A 14546-nucleotide genomic window follows, 5' to 3' on the forward strand; every position below is an offset into this window, starting at 1 on the left:
CCCACCACCAGGTGGGCTTTCTTTTTGGGACACGTGATGATCACCAAGGAAATCAAGCACTTCCACCTTTTCTGCGGCCTGGGCGGCGGCGCACGCGGCTTCAACCGGGCCAGCCCGCGCGTGGGCAACCTGCAGGCGCGCTTCCGCTGCCTGGGCGGCATCGACGTGGACGCGGCCAGCATCCGCGACTTCAGCCGCCTGACGGGCGTGCCCGGCACCGTGCTTGACCTGTTCGACCGCGAGCAGTACCGCACCTTCCACGGCAGCGAGCCGCCGGCGGACTGGCGCGAGGCCACGGCCACCGACATCCAGCGCGCGGCAGGCGGCGAGCGCCCCCACATCGTTTTCCTCTCGGCTCCCTGCAAGGGCTTCAGCGGCCTGCTGTCCGAGGGCAAGAGCAAGACCGACAAGTACCAGGCCCTGAACCGCCTGACCCTGCGCGGCGTCTGGCTGATGCTCGAGGCCTGGCACGACGACCCGCCGGAACTGATCATCTTCGAGAACGTGCCCAGGATTGCCACGCGCGGCCGGCACCTGCTGGACCAGATCGTCAGCCTGCTGCGCGCCTACGGCTACGCGGTGGCCGAGACGACGCACGACTGTGGCGAGATCGGCGGCCTGGCCCAGAGCCGCAAGCGTTTCCTGCTGGTGGCCCGGCACATCGAGAAGGTACCGCCCTTCCTGTACCAGCCCGATGCCAAGCCGCTGCGCGCCGTGGGCGACGTGCTGGGCCGCATGCTGCTGCCGGGCGACCTGCGCGCCGGTCCCATGCACCGCGTGCCGAGCCTGCAGTGGAAGACCTGGGTGCGGCTGGCGTTCGTGGAGGCCGGCTCGGACTGGCGCAGCCTGAATCGGCTGGCGGTCGAGGACGGAAAGCTGCGCGACTACCTGATCGTGCCAGAGATGCATGCCGGCGTCCTGGGCGTGCAGGGCTGGGAGCGGCCCAGCACCACCATCACAGGCAAAGGCCGGCCAGCCTGCGGCAACTTTGCCGTGGCCGATCCACGCTTCGAGCAGTCCGCCCTGTGGAAAGACGGCCAAGCCTACGGCGTGCGCCGCTGGGACGGCAGCACCGGCACTGTGGCCGGCCAGCAGGGCCCTGGCCAGGGCGCGTACAGCGTGGCGGATCCTCGGCACCATGGCCCAGCCAAGCACAGCAACGAGTTCCGCATCGTTCGCTGGGACCGGGCTTCCATGGCTGTGACCAGTGCTCACGGCACGGGCCAGGCCGTCGCCGACCCACGCGGCGGGGCCGACCCCTCGCAACTGCACGGCAAGCGCCATGTAACCGCCTGGATCGATCCGACACGCGCCGTTATCGCGGGCAGCACGTCGGGCGAAGGTGCATATGCCGTGGCAGATCCACGGCCGGGCATGCGCCGCGAGGCCGGCGACCATTACCTGACCGGCGGCCACTACGGCGTCGTGCCCTGGGAATCCTCGGCCGGAGCCGTCAGCGCCGCGGCCTGCCACGACAACGGCCGCTGGACTGTTGCCGACCCGCGCGCCATGCCGGCGCCGGCGGAAAAGCTGGTCTGCCGGATCGTGGCCGAGGACGGCACCTGGCACCGGCCCTTCACCACCCTGGAGCTGGCCGCCCTGCAGAGCCTCGTGGATCCAGAGGAGATGCTGGAACTGGACGGCTTGAGCGATCAGGCCTGGCGCGAGCGCATCGGCAATGCCGTCCCCAGCGCCGCCGGCGAGGCCATTGCCCACGTCATGGGCGAGACGCTGCTGCTGGCGTGGACTGGCGAGACCTTCCTGCTCTCGGCTCAGCCGATCTGGGTGCGGCCCATGGCTGTTGCCCTGTCCCTGCCTTCCGCAGCCGCCTGAGCGCTGCCCCGCTACCTGCTGGCCTGCCTTGCGCAGGCCATTTCCATGGAGAAAGCAATGTCAGAAAACAGCAAGATCGAATGGACCGATCACACCTTCAACCCCTGGGACGGCTGCCAGAAGGTAGGCCCAGGCTGTGACCACTGCTACGCTGAGACGCGCAATGCGCGCTATGCGGGCGGCACGGCGATCAACTGGGGCCCGGGCGCACCGCGGCGCAGGACCAGCGCCGCCAACTGGCGCAAGCCGCTGGCCTGGAACGCCAACCACGAGGCCTTCTTTGCCGAACACGGCCGCCGGCAGCGCGTCTTCTGCGCCTCGCTGGCCGACGTGTTCGACAACGCGGTCGATCCTCAGTGGCGCGCGGACCTTTTCAGCCTGATCGCCAAGACGCCCAATCTGGATTGGCTGCTGCTGACCAAGCGCATTGGCAACGTCAAGTCCATGCTGGCCGAGATTGCACTCGATGAAGAGGCCTATTGGCCGCTTTCGGAGGAAATGCCTCTGCCCAATGTCTGGGTCGGCGCCACCATCGTGAACCGTGAAGAAATGCTGCGGGACGGGCCGAAGCTCAAGACCATACCGGCGCGCGTGCACTTCTGGAGCTGCGAACCACTGCTGTCCGATCTCGGCGAGATTCCGCGCGAACTGTTGCCGGACTGGGTGATCGCCGGCGGCGAGAGCGGCCCCGGCGCGCGACCGATGCATCCCGACTGGGCGCGCTCCCTGCGCGATCAGTGCCAGGCAGCCGGCGTGGCCTTCCATTACAAGCAGCACGGCGAATGGTTGCCTATTGGCAAGGAGCCTGGAGAAGCCACGCGCCAGATCCTTGCGCACGCCCGCCCGGAAGCGCGCTGCTATTCGTGGCCAGACGGTGAAACCCTGGTGCACGTTGGCAAGAAGGCCGCAGGCCGCCTGCTGGACGGCCGCACCTGGGACGAGGTTCCCACGCCATGACAACCGCCGCCTTCAGCGCCCAGGCGCCGCACATCCGGGCCGCCCTGGCCCAGGTCAAGCGCACGTACTGCGCCCCGCCCGCCTTCGCCCCGGCCGAGAAAGTGTCCGGGCACTTCGAGTGTCCGCGCTGCAAGAGCCGGCTGAACTTCACCGTCCTGACCAGCGGCCTGACCTCGGGCCGCTGCACGGCCGCCGCCTGTATTTCATGGAGCATGCAATGACAGACAAGAGAACTTGCGAAATTTCGCAAACTGCCGTCCGCGGCAATGTGGACGAATTGGCCATGCTGGTGCGCCGGCTCGTCCAGTCCCTTCGCAAAGCCGCGCCGGACAACGATCTCGCCGACCAAGCGCTGGACTACCTCAAGCGATACGGCATGGGTGGAACACTTCTGCGCGATGCTCCAACAAATGTTCCACTGGATGTTCCAGCAGGAATGAAGCCCAGCAAGGCTCCGGGGGCCGCTGGAACATCGCCCAGCGCCAGCGCACCGGAAAATGTTCCAGCACTGCGGGCAGCGCTCGAGGATGCCAAGGCCGCCATCAACAGCATGAAGATGGAAGCCGAGACGGCCGCCCAGGGCGACGAGCAGATGATGCTGGAGGCCTGCGAGCAAATCTCGACCGAGGGCCTGGCTGCTTCGCTGGCGATCGATGCCGTGCTTGCCGCTGCCCCGACAGCGGATGCGCTGGGTGCCAAATGCGCGGCGTGCTTCTTCGCAGGCTGCTGCGAGCACCAGGCGACCGAGCACGCATCGAGGCCGTGATGCGCGATCTGCGCGACCAGGCGAACAACGAAGCGGAAATCGCATGGAAGCGTCACAAGGGGCCGATGGCCGCGTACTGGCGTGCCGTGGCCACCTATGCCCGGCACATAGCGCATGCCTTGAGCAAACCGAAATCACAGCCCGCCCAGGCGCAGGAGGGACAGCAGCATGAACTATGACCATAAACGCGTAAGCCCTGAAGGGCGCGCCCTGGGCATCCAGCTTGCGCGCTTGGTGGAACCCATCATCAAGAACCTCGAAAAGCAAGGCGAGCCGGACGAGCGATGCAAGTCCTGTGCCTTCCGCGCTGGCACGGTTCCCAATGGCTGCCTGCAGACCATGGCAGATGCGATCAAGGCCATGCTGGAGCAGAAGCCTTTTCTCTGCCATGTCCAGCGCTATGCGAACGGCCAGCACAAGCTGTGCGCAGGCTGGCTTGCAACCCAGTGGGGTTCGGCAGATTGGCAACCAGTCCAGTGCTCCTGGGAATTCTCACCTCCCGATGTGCCGGACCTTCATTCAGCTGAGGAAGGAGATCAGCAGCCATGAGCCGCCGTGCACGACAAAGGCGCGACAAGCGCCAGCCCTGGCCAACATGGCCAGACGACGAAACCTAATCGACAGCCGCCTTCGGGCGGCATTTTCATGGAGCAGCCATGAACACGAACATCACCCTCTCTGAACAGGAAATCGCCGACATTACCGGCTACAGGCAGCCAGCCCGCCAGCTGGCCCAACTTCTGGCGCTGGGGTTCTTCCGTGCCCGAATCTCACGGTCGGGCCGCGTGCTGCTGGAACGTGCGCACTACGACGCCGTTTGCACCGGTGCGACCTCAACCTCCATGGCCCAACAGCCACAGCTGCGTAAGCCATCGCTTCGTCTGGCAACTTGAATTTGAGTATGACCAAATCTGACCTACCAAAACGTGTCCACATCAAGAGCGGCTCGTACTGGCATGTACGCGCCGAAGGGAAGAAGCGCGTTTGGACCAAGCTCTGCCGTGTGCGCGATGGCATGCCGGCCATGTACCGGGCCCTCGCAGACTTGGAACAGGCAGAGCTGAAGTCAGAAATGATGCCCGCCCTGATTGCTGACTGGATGCTGGAGGTATCCAGTCAGCACAAGCCAAAAACCCAGGCGAATGACCTCTATCAGACCAACACCATCAAGGAAGCCTTCGCCGAGTTCCGGGCCAGCCAAGTGCGGCCGTCACACATCGCCGAATTCCTGAAAGCCTACAAGAATCGGCCTCGATCCTATAACGCCTACCGCACGATGCTGCGCGAGCTCATGCGATATGCCGAGGAGAAGGACTACCGGGCCGAGGGCACGAACCCCGTGGACTCGATCAAGACCGCGAAGACGCCGCCTCGCACCCGGTACATCACAGACTCGGAGCTGCGGCGAATCAAAGTTGGTATCTGCTACGGCGATGACGGCAAGCGCACGCGCAGCGGTCCGATGATCTGCTGCCTGGTCGAGATGGCCCTGCTCACTGGGCAACGGGCCAGTGACTTGCTGGAACTGGAATGGGGAGACATCAGCAGCAAAGGCATCCTCTTCAGGCCTGGAAAGACCGCTGACAGCACGGCAGTCGCGATCCTGGTGCAGTGGACGCCACGCCTGCGGAAGCTGGTGGACCGGCTCAAGGCCTTCCCACAAAGTGGCCATCGTCATGTGTTTTGCAAACTCGACGGCCAGGCCTACACCTATTCCGGCGCCTCCAGCGCTTGGAAGCGAGGCCTCAAACGGGCCGGCCTGGTGAACACCCAGTTTCGGGATCTGCGCGCCAAAGCGCTCACTGACATCGACGAGTCCCACGACATCAAAGCCGCCCAGCGCCTTGGCGGCCACTCCACCCAATCCCAGACAGCTGACTACATTCGGCATAAGCGAGCCATCACCGCGAAGGCCGCAAAGTAGGTGCAAAAGCCATCTAACCAAGCTCTGCAAGTTATTGATAAATAACGACGCGGAACAGACATAGCGTTAGAAGAAAATCGCCTAAGCGGTTGTTTTTCTTGGCAAACGTCTCTGCTTTGGGAGCAGAGGGTCGCGAGTTCGAATCCCGCCGCTCCGACCATAAAAGACAACGGCCTACGTGAGAAATCACGCAGGCCGTTTTTCTATGCATTTCCGGGCCCTCCAACGCACTGGAAAGCCCTTCTTGCATGGATCCCGCCAGCCAGGCCTGCAAACTCAATTGTCTGGCGGCGCTGCCGCCGCAGGCAGCCGGCCCGCAAGCCCGAAACCACTCGCCTCACGCTTCGCTCAGGCGCCGGTCCCTGGTCCTGGCCTGATAGGCACGCGCCTTTTCTGCGTACATGGCCTGGTCCGCGCGCTGCACGATGGACTCTATGGGCGTGCCCTCGTGACCGCAGGCCATGCCCATGGACACATGGATGGTGTGCCCCGGATAGAACTGGTTGTTCAATTCCAGCAGCGACAGGATCCGCTCCTGCACGGCCTGGGCGCCCCGCTCGTCGGTTGCCGGCAGCAGCACCATGAACTCGTCGCCGCCAATGCGGGCCGCACAGGCCGGCGCATCCACGGCCTTGGCCAGCACTTCGCCCATGCGGCGCAGCATGGCATCCCCTGCCGCATGTCCATGCTCGTCATTGACGCCCTTGAGGCCATTCATGTCTATGGCAATCAGCGACAGCGGCCAAGGCCCCTTGCGGGACAGGCGGTTGAGCTCCTCCGTATAGAAAGCCCGGTTGCGCAGCTGGGTCAGTACATCATGCTTGCCCAGGTACTCCAGATAGGCCTCGGCCTTCTTGCGGGCCGTGATGTCCACCAGAGACAGCAGCACCAGGCCCCAGTTCTCCATATGGCTGGACATGATGGAGAACTCCAGGTGGATGTGGAGCACATCGCCGGTCAGCGCGTAGTTCACAACCTCCCGCTGCTGCACCAGCTTGCCGTCCCACAGGTCCTGCAATTGCTCGGCAAACGACTCATACATCTCCCCGCGGAAGATCTTGGGCAGGTTTTGCAGCAGCTGGGCCTTGCTCTGCGCACCGAACATCTGCAGCGTCTGCCGGTTGACGTCGAGGACGTGGATCTCCTGCATGCACCGCGTGACGAATTCCGGATGTACCTTCAGGAAAGTGCGAAAGTCGCTGATCCCCTTTGCCCGCACTTCATCGAGCAACCGCTTGACCTCGCGGAAGTCCTCCACCCATAGCGATACGGGCGAGTACTCGAACAAGTCCCTGGCATATTGCTCGCTGCGCTGCAATTGCAGCGTGCTCTGCACTTCGGTGGTGACATCTTCCAGCGAAACCAGTACCCGGCTCCAGCTATCCTCATAGCCGGGTAGCACCCGGGCCCGCACCTGCACATCCAGCCGCCGCCCATCCAGTGCATAGTTGACCGACCGGGTCTCGAAGCTGAGCTGCCCCTGCCATAGCGCGAGCAACTCGCTCACGATGCTATCGAGCATGTCACCGCGAAAGACTTCATGCAAACGGCCTTGCAATGTCTGCTGGTCGGGAGCCTTGAACAAATCCAGGGTGTATTGGTTGACGCGCAGGACCTTGTAGGACTGGCTGCAACGCGCCAGTCGCTGCGGGTCTTCTCGCAGAAATGCAAGCAGGTCCACAACCCCGTTGGCTCGCCATTGATCGAACAACTGCCTGAGCTCGCTGTAATCCTCCATCCAGAGCGATACAGGAGCAAGGTCGAACATGTCTTCGAAGTCCAGACCTTCTGCGAGTGAATTTGTCACAAAGAACACCTCCACTCACAATTATTGCCGACATGGCCATGCGGGCGGGCCCATCGCATGAACGCAGCGAAGATCTGACACGGACATTGCCCGAAGGAGCCGGGCCAAGCGCCGGTTGGGAAGAGAGAGGCCTATCTCTTGAACTGGGAATGCAGGCTTACCAGACGCTTGGCCAATGTTTCCGCGTCATAGGCCATCGCATAGACAGAAGTCGTGCCGATGCTTACATGCTCATACCAGAGATGAAGCGCCTCGACGCCCGCCCTGACGCCGACAGCCCCTTGCCGTATGGCTGCCGAAATCGTTACAGCTTGAAATTCGGCAATCTCATTTCTTCCATCAAGAATCCGGGCGCTGTAGATGCCGGGGTCCGTTTGATCGATGTGCAAGGAAATGATCATGCCCTGATGGTAGGGCATGACTGACGTGCGAGCGACTAACTTTTGGCAATGGAATAAGAATAATTCTTGGTTTTAACTATCACATCAAATATCCCAGAACGATTCAATAACGACACATGCTGCAACAGCTATTCCATCAAACCATATAAGGCCGACCGGCCATCAAGAATAGCTCCTACGACCTTTCCATCGGCTTGTCACCAATATTGAACAAGGTTTGCCCGATCCAGAACCACCCGATTTTCAGATGCCTGCATGGCACATTTTTCTGCAGGCTCCACGGGGGATTGAAGCAACACAAGCAGTATTCCGTCCGTCTATTCGATTAGCCGAGTAAAACATGCCAAACATCCAATACAACGTGCAGGAAAAAAACAAAAAAGACGTAATGGGCTCCATGCCTGATTCTTCCAGCGCATCCTATGCCGATCATTCACGGCTGCTGACCGCTTTCGATCACTTTGCCAACAAGGTCACGCGCTGGGCAGGAACACCCATCGCATTCTGCGCAGCACTGGTCGCAGTGTGCATATGGGCAGCGGTGGGCCCGATGTTCCATTACTCGGAGACTTGGCAGTTGGTCATCAACACCGGCACCACCATCGTGACCTTCCTGATGGTCTTCCTCATCCAGCAAAGCCAGAACAAGGACAGCGTGGCATTGCACCTCAAGCTCAACGAACTGCTGGCCGCCAGCAAAGTGGCAAGCAATCGCATGATCGGTATCGAAGACCTTGATGAAGAACAGCTGCGCGAAGTGGCTGCCTTCTATGACAGCCTGGCTGCCCGGGCGCGCAAGGCGGGCAAGGACAAGGAATGCCACTCCATCGATGATGACGATTCAAAGCCCGTCGACTTCTAGCTGCATATGCGCAGGACTCCTCGCCCTCCGCCTTACGCCCGCAATCGGGCCATGGCCTCGCGCTTGCCCATTTTGAGAATTGCCTGAAGACGTTCCAGCTGCGCTGCGCGCGGCATCACTTTGCCGCTTTCCCAGCGACTGACGGAAAGAGTGGATGCCTCCAGCAAGACGGCCATGGCCTGTTGGGAAATTCCCAGTTTCTTCCGTTTGGCAACCAGCATCTGCGCATTGAACTTGAAGCGATTTGCTTTGGGGGCCGCTTCCTCGGCAGCCTGGGAAGCCGCTTTTTCATTGGTGCCGACCCGGACCATATCTCTTCTTGCAGTTTTCAAGTCGGAAGCCAATTTCTTGATTTCCTGCTTCAGCGCCACGATCTCGGCCCGCTGAGCCGCAGCGGCCTTTCGCAGGACTTCGAGTTCCGCTTTGATTTCCTTGCGCGCCACACGCGAAACTTCAGTCCGGAATGCATCAGAAAAAGCAGTCATCATTTCACCCCCTTGTGATGTACTGTACAAAGCTCATCCGTCCATGTGAAGCGGTAGCTGAAACCACAAGGCGCAACGCCATGCATATACAAAGATGGCAAGGTTTTTCTGCCGCCATCCGGCCGATACCGGCACAGAGTACTCGGGCACCAGCACCGGCCAAGCTCGTTTTATTGAAAGAAGGTTTGCATTTGCCATCGTCGCATGCAGCCTCACCGCCGCATGCCATTCCGCAGCGCCACCATCAGAGCCGTGTTTCAGCAAACTTTAAGACGCCGGCGCGACGCTTGCGGCTGAGTCGCTTCATGGAAGCCCAGGTCTAACCATGGCTTCCATGCAGACACTCACGCTAGGCCACAGACGGCAAGCGTTCTCGCACCGACATGAAGGCATCGAAAGCATTCGCCACTTCGATGGACGCATCCGATGCAAAGGATCACACAGGAAATACCATATGAAAACACATACGGCCTCATACAAAGAATTGCTGGCACAGCGTGCGGCACTGGAGCAGCAAATTGCTACAGCCCGTGAAGCAGAGGTCACCGAAGCAATACATCAGATCCGGACCTTGGTAGAGAGTTTCGGTCTCACCCATGAAGATGTTTTTCCTCCAGCCAAGAAGAGGCGTACGACTGGCTTGGTAGCTCCGAGATACCAGGATCCGGCGACCGGCCATACCTGGACTGGCCGCGGCAAGCCGCCTGTCTGGATCAAGGACAAGGACCGCACGCAGTTCGAAATCCAATAAACTCTGGAAAAAATGGCCTTGAAGGCCATTTTTTCCAATACGTCAGCGCTTTATGCCATCACTCGGCACCACCGCTTCCTCGCATGGCATTGAAAGCGTTTTCCGCCCTCTACAGCAAGTGGCTCTTCCAATTCTTCAGATACACGGCTGAAAAACCGAGGTAACGGCAAGCATACAAAGCCATATCCATTGGTGCGACGTACGTATTTCGAGCATCAGGCTACAGTGAACTTCTACGTCTATGGCTCTTTCGACGCCTCGTCTGCAGGCATCACTGCACCACTGACTGCTGCACTCCCGAATGCGCCGACCACGCTTCCCAAGGCACTCCCCACCACCGCCCCTACCGGGCCGGCAACTGCAGCGCCGATTGCAGCACCGGCCGCCATGCCTGCAACCGCAGCGCCACCCGCCATGCTGGTCCGCGCCTCCCGCGCCGCTTCCGCGGGAGACAGCCCGAACTGAGCACCGGCATCAGCATCCTGCGACGGAACACCATGCCCGGGTTTGGCCTGTTCGAGCAGGTCGGGGTCCACCGGCTTGTCGATATGGCGCGGAAAGTTGCTCGCTCTCATCAGCAGGCCTTTCGAATTCCATAAAGCAGATGCTCCCATCCATCCCTACAACGACTCCAGGGGGATAGCCGCTCTTCATCTAAGTCCTGCAGGCAACCCCGGTTGCCGGAGCCGGTCCCGGAGCGCCGTAGTCATGCGGACAGTTGTTGCCCGCTCCGTTTTCAGCCCGCTTGCAGCCAGTAAGACACAAAAGAAAAAACGCGCCAAGCTGCAAGCACTGGCGCGTTTTCTGATTTGGGGTGGCTGATGGGACTCGAACCCACGACAACAGGAATCACAATCCTGGACTCTACCAACTGAGCTACAGCCACCGTAGAAGCAATGATTCTACTGTAAAAACATCGCCTTTCGAGGCTTGCAAAGCAAGTACGACTTTTGGCAATGTAAAACGCCTCATGGTGCATGAGGCGTTTTTTTCTGATCTGGGGTGGCTGATGGGACTCGAACCCACGACAACAGGAATCACAATCCTGGACTCTACCAACTGAGCTACAGCCACCGTAGAGACATCTATTGTACTTCAGGAAAATCAGTCCTCAGTCGAACTTCGAACTAATTTCCCAATTCAGTTCAAGGCCGGGCGACCTTGATCTGGACCTTCAGCTGTTTCTTCAGCAGCTCGTAATATGCCATCACTTCGGCCAGCGACGACCACTGCACGAATTGGGCCCGCTGCTGCTCCAGCAACTGGGCGTCCGTCGCGGGGCGCTCCACAATGCGACCGACCTTCACCACGGCATAGCCTTCGGAACCCAGGTCCACACCCACCCAGGAAGGCAGTGCAGCCGTCGACGCGCTCAGCGCCGCATCCACGACCTCTCGCGGCAGATTCTGGGGCTGGTCGCGGCTCACGGTCACGGCAGCAGCCAGCTGCGCGGCATCAGGCTTGGCCTTCCAGGCGGCCAGCTTGGCCTGCCCTTCCTGGCGAGCCAGTTCGGCCGACTTCTGTGCCACATACAGCTGCTTGAGCTTGTCGCCCACCTCGTTCATCGGCAAGGTGCGGGCCGCCGAATATTGCGTCACGCGGCCGGCGGCCAGGCTGTTGGGAGCCAGCTCCACCGCGTCGGTATTACGCTTGTTTTCCAGCGAATCCTTGGAGAACAACGCCTCCAGGAAACGGGCATTGGCCAGAGGGCCTTGCGCGCCCGCAGAAGGCTGGCGGGTCACATGGTCAACCTTGTGGATGGTCAGCTTGAACTTGTCGGCAACGGGCTGCAGGCTGTCCGACTGCTCGTAGACGCCATTCGAGAAGGCTTCGGCCATTTCGGCGAATTTGCGCTGGGCCTGCTGCTTCCTGAGCTCGGCCTCCAGCTTGGGACGCATTTCCTCGAACGAAGGCGCCTTGGGCTTTTTGATGCCGGTCAGCTCGATGATGTGGTAGCCGAAGTCGGATTCGATCACATCGCTGATCTCGCCTTCCTTCATGCCGAACACGGCATCCTCGAACGGCTTGACCATGGCGCCGCGGCCAAAATACCCCAGGTCGCCGCCGGAAGCCGCGGAACCCGGATCCTGCGAGTTGGCCTTGGCCACTTCCGCAAAGCTCTTGGGGTTCGCACGTACCTTGGCCAGCAGTTCCTCCGCCCTGGCCTTTGCCTTGGCACGATCGGCCGCCGGAGCATCCTTGGCGGCATTGATCAGGATATGGCTGGCGCGCCGTTCTTCAGGGCCGGCCAGACGTTCCGCGTTTTCCTTGTAATAGGTGCGCAGATCGTCTTCGCTCAGCGTGATCCCGGCCTCCACGGCAGCCAGATCCAGCTGCACATATTCCACCGAAGCCTCTTCGGGCTGCTGGAAGCGGCTGGTATGGGCTTCGTAATAAGCCTTGAGCTCGGCTTCTGAAGGCTGCACCTTGTCGGCGAACGCCTTGGCATCGAAGCGGGCCACCTGCACTTCCCGGCGCTGGTACAGCGCATCCATGGCCTGCTTGAGCTCCGCATCGGTCGTGAACACCGTGCCGGAAATGCCGCCCAGCACCTGGTTGAGGGCCAGTTCATTGCGCAGATTGGCTTCGAAGCCTTCGGGCGTCATGCCCTGCGAGCCCACGAGTGCCTTGTAGGCCTGTGCGTCCAACGAGCCATCGGGCTTGCGCAGGGCAGCAATCGCGGGAATCTCCTGCAAGGTGCGCACCAGCTGCTCGTCGGTCGTGGTCAGATGCAGCTTCTTCACGGCCGCCGCCAGCACGCGGTCGCGCACCAGCTTTTCCAGCGTGGCGTAGCGGGCCTCTGGCGAGTCCAGCAGCTTCACATCCATGTTGGGATTCTGGGCGCGCAGCCTGTCGCTTTCCACGCGATGCGCATTGTCCCAATCCTGTTGCGTGATGTCATGACCATCCACCCGGGCCACGGTCTTGCTCGACTCCGTGAAATAGTTCTGGTTGATCCCGACAAAGATGAAGGAGGGAATGATCAGCAAGAACAACAAGATCATCACGAACTTGGAATGCTTGCGGATGGATTCGAACATGGTCTATCTTTCTGCGGCAGCAAAAACAAAGGCGAACTTGCGTTCGCCTTCGGTATTGTTCAGTGGTGAAGCCATCAGGCACGCCCGAGATACGCCACAGACCGGGTCTCTACAGAGCATCAAAGCGCCACAGCATGTGCCATCCAACCTCCACCAACGGGTTAGGCTAATCTGGAGCATTCTACCTGCGCGCCCTACGGTTGCCGCTGCCCGCTGTTGCATGGCCGTCATAAAACCGGATTTGCTCCATGTCGCGGGACAGTGCCTGGCAACAATGCAGAAACGAAAAAGCACCTGGAAACTCCAGGTGCTTTTCAATGTTTTGGTGGTGGGTGCTAACGGGGTCGAACCGCTGACCTACGCCTTGTAAGGGCGCCGCTCTACCAACTGAGCTAAGCACCCCACCGAAAACCGGTTGTCAGTTCAGGGCATCCTTCAATGCCTTGCCCGGACGGAACTTTGGAACCTTGGCGGCCTTGATCTTGATGGTGTCGCCGGTGCGAGGATTGCGGCCGGTGCGGGCAGCACGCTTGCCGACGGCGAATGTGCCAAAACCAACGAGCGATACTGTACCACCTTTTTTCAGCGTCTTTTTCACTGCGTCGATGGTGGAATCCAGTGCACGCGCAGCAGCGGCCTTGGAAATGTCGGCGTTGGTAGCGATGTGCTCAATCAGTTCGGTTTTATTCACAAGATGCCTCTCGAGAAATAAGTGAATGGAATGCCTCTGTGGCCGCAAATTTGGCGCAACCAGATGACCGGTGCGGACAGATACGGAATCTGGCTTGCTGCTCATCTGCACTGCCTTGCGACATCTGCATTCGGCTTGAAGCCATGGACTTTCCACATGTCAATTCGCGCTGCGCATCACAGCGACAAGATTTGATTCTATGCGGTTTTGCGGGCTTTTTCGGCTTCGCAAGTGGCTTTTTTGCTGGGTGCGGCGTGTCGGCTTCACGGATTGACAAGGGTTCACAAAGCATCCGGCTTTTCCCGCACTCGCCGGCGCGCCGTCCACGCACTGCCGCAAAAGCGGCAAATACTCACAAAAACATAGCAAAAAGCGCTTGATGAAAAAGCGCTTCAAGGGATTTCGACGCAGCTCAGTGCGAGATGCGGGCGCGGATCTCGGGCAAAGCTTTCTGCAGGTAATAGACCATGGACCAGACCGTGAGCACGGCCGCGATCCAGATCAGCCCCTGTCCCCAGACGCCGGTATCGAAGCCGCGAAACAACACGCCGTCGTAGAGCAGGAAGGGAATGGCTACCATCTGCGCCGTGGTCTTGAGCTTGCCCAGCATATGCACGGCCACGCTCTTGCTGGCACCGATGTGCGCCATCCATTCGCGCAGCGCGGAGATGGCAATCTCGCGCCCGATGATGATCAGGGCCACGAACACGTCCGTGCGCTGCAGGTGCACCAGCACCAGCAGCGAAGCGCAGACCAGGAACTTGTCGGCCACCGGATCAAGAAACGCGCCGAACGCCGAGGTCTGGTTGAGCCTGCGTGCCAGGTAGCCGTCGAGCCAGTCCGTGGCGGCGAAGACGATGAACATCAGCGTGGCAATCAGATTGCGTGTCGCAGGCTCCAGCGGCGTATAGAACACCCCGACGATGAGCGGAATCGCCACGATCCGCGTACAGGTCATCAAGGTGGGGATGGTCAGAAACATGGGCGCCATTGTGTCACGGGCGCAGGCTCCGGGCATGCGTCAAGAC

Annotated in this window: 17 protein-coding genes and 3 tRNA genes; 10 read left to right on the plus strand and 10 right to left on the minus strand. The window is 60.7% G+C overall.

The window, feature by feature from the left end; all coding sequences use genetic code 11:
* Positions 1–36 precede the first annotated feature (36 nt).
* The 8 genes from Cte04_RS02665 (at position 37) to Cte04_RS02700 (ending at position 5480) form a co-directional block, all read left to right on the plus strand.
* Positions 37–1833, plus strand: coding sequence for a DNA cytosine methyltransferase (locus Cte04_RS02665; RefSeq protein ID WP_066471276.1), 1797 nt, complete (start codon positions 37–39; stop codon positions 1831–1833).
* A 57-nt stretch (positions 1834–1890) separates the two neighbouring features.
* On the plus strand, positions 1891–2790 hold the full coding sequence (locus tag Cte04_RS02670) for a phage Gp37/Gp68 family protein (protein ID WP_066471278.1): 900 nt from the start codon (positions 1891–1893) through the stop codon (positions 2788–2790).
* Positions 2787–3011, plus strand: coding sequence for a hypothetical protein (locus Cte04_RS02675; RefSeq protein ID WP_066471280.1), 225 nt, complete (start codon positions 2787–2789; stop codon positions 3009–3011). The genes Cte04_RS02670 and Cte04_RS02675 overlap by 4 nt, the downstream gene beginning before the upstream one ends.
* On the plus strand, positions 3008–3556 hold the full coding sequence (locus tag Cte04_RS02680) for a hypothetical protein (protein ID WP_174522874.1): 549 nt from the start codon (positions 3008–3010) through the stop codon (positions 3554–3556). Before Cte04_RS02675 ends, Cte04_RS02680 begins: the two co-directional genes overlap by 4 nt.
* Positions 3556–3735 carry a hypothetical protein gene (locus Cte04_RS02685; protein WP_245633259.1) on the plus strand — a complete coding sequence of 60 codons (180 nt, stop codon included), beginning with the start codon at positions 3556–3558 and terminating at the stop codon, positions 3733–3735. The genes Cte04_RS02680 and Cte04_RS02685 overlap by 1 nt, the downstream gene beginning before the upstream one ends.
* Positions 3725–4105, plus strand: coding sequence for a hypothetical protein (locus Cte04_RS02690; RefSeq protein ID WP_157081796.1), 381 nt, complete (start codon positions 3725–3727; stop codon positions 4103–4105). Before Cte04_RS02685 ends, Cte04_RS02690 begins: the two co-directional genes overlap by 11 nt.
* Positions 4106–4212: 107 nt before the next feature.
* Complete coding sequence (locus Cte04_RS02695; protein ID WP_066471292.1) at positions 4213–4449, plus strand: DUF4224 domain-containing protein; 237 nt, start codon at positions 4213–4215, stop codon at positions 4447–4449.
* Between the two features lie 8 nt (positions 4450–4457).
* Complete coding sequence (locus Cte04_RS02700; RefSeq protein ID WP_245633260.1) at positions 4458–5480, plus strand: tyrosine-type recombinase/integrase; 1023 nt, start codon at positions 4458–4460, stop codon at positions 5478–5480.
* 337 nt (positions 5481–5817) lie between these two features.
* On the opposite strand, the gene Cte04_RS02705 is transcribed toward Cte04_RS02700, so the two are convergent.
* Both Cte04_RS02705 and Cte04_RS02710 read right to left on the minus strand, forming a co-directional pair.
* Complete coding sequence (locus tag Cte04_RS02705; protein WP_066471929.1) at positions 5818–7248, minus strand: sensor domain-containing diguanylate cyclase; 1431 nt, start codon at positions 7246–7248, stop codon at positions 5818–5820.
* A gap of 170 nt (positions 7249–7418) precedes the next feature.
* Positions 7419–7688: a hypothetical protein gene (locus Cte04_RS02710; protein WP_066471932.1), complete on the minus strand. Its 270-nt coding sequence runs from the start codon at positions 7686–7688 to the stop codon at positions 7419–7421.
* 340 nt (positions 7689–8028) lie between these two features.
* Between Cte04_RS02710 and Cte04_RS02715 the strand changes: the two genes are divergently transcribed.
* Positions 8029–8550 (plus strand): low affinity iron permease family protein, encoded by a 522-nt coding sequence (locus Cte04_RS02715; RefSeq protein WP_066471296.1) that lies wholly within the window; start codon positions 8029–8031, stop codon positions 8548–8550.
* Positions 8551–8582: 32 nt separating this feature from the next.
* On the opposite strand, the gene Cte04_RS02720 is transcribed toward Cte04_RS02715, so the two are convergent.
* A complete protein-coding gene (locus Cte04_RS02720; protein WP_245633262.1) occupies positions 8583–9038 on the minus strand; it encodes a helix-turn-helix domain-containing protein in 456 nt (151 codons plus the stop codon).
* A gap of 451 nt (positions 9039–9489) precedes the next feature.
* On the opposite strand from Cte04_RS02720, the gene Cte04_RS02725 reads away from it, so the two are divergent.
* The gene (locus Cte04_RS02725) at positions 9490–9786 is read left to right on the plus strand and encodes an H-NS histone family protein (protein ID WP_083526461.1); all 297 of its coding nucleotides are present in this window, start codon (positions 9490–9492) and stop codon (positions 9784–9786) included.
* Positions 9787–10025: 239 nt separating this feature from the next.
* Here Cte04_RS02725 and Cte04_RS02730 read toward each other — a convergent pair whose 3' ends face one another.
* The 7 genes from Cte04_RS02730 to pgsA all read right to left on the minus strand — a co-directional run bounded on the left by Cte04_RS02730 (position 10026) and on the right by pgsA (position 14500).
* Positions 10026–10361 (minus strand): bacteriocin, encoded by a 336-nt coding sequence (locus Cte04_RS02730; protein ID WP_066471304.1) that lies wholly within the window; start codon positions 10359–10361, stop codon positions 10026–10028.
* Positions 10362–10596: 235 nt separating this feature from the next.
* A tRNA-His gene (locus Cte04_RS02735) sits at positions 10597–10672 on the minus strand.
* Between the two features lie 112 nt (positions 10673–10784).
* Positions 10785–10860, minus strand: a tRNA-His gene (locus Cte04_RS02740).
* A 71-nt stretch (positions 10861–10931) separates the two neighbouring features.
* A complete protein-coding gene (locus Cte04_RS02745; protein WP_066471307.1) occupies positions 10932–12827 on the minus strand; it encodes a SurA N-terminal domain-containing protein in 1896 nt (631 codons plus the stop codon).
* A gap of 326 nt (positions 12828–13153) precedes the next feature.
* Positions 13154–13229, minus strand: a tRNA-Val gene (locus tag Cte04_RS02750).
* A gap of 16 nt (positions 13230–13245) precedes the next feature.
* Positions 13246–13518, minus strand: a complete 273-nt coding sequence (locus Cte04_RS02755) for an HU family DNA-binding protein (RefSeq protein ID WP_066471310.1) — start codon at positions 13516–13518, stop codon at positions 13246–13248.
* Between the two features lie 412 nt (positions 13519–13930).
* The gene (pgsA, locus tag Cte04_RS02760; protein ID WP_066471941.1) at positions 13931–14500 is read right to left on the minus strand and encodes a CDP-diacylglycerol--glycerol-3-phosphate 3-phosphatidyltransferase; all 570 of its coding nucleotides are present in this window, start codon (positions 14498–14500) and stop codon (positions 13931–13933) included.
* Positions 14501–14546: the final 46 nt, after the last annotated feature.

Origin of the sequence: Comamonas terrae (assembly GCF_001544075.1) — a bacterium.
GTDB classification, from domain to species: domain Bacteria; phylum Pseudomonadota; class Gammaproteobacteria; order Burkholderiales; family Burkholderiaceae_C; genus Comamonas; species Comamonas terrae.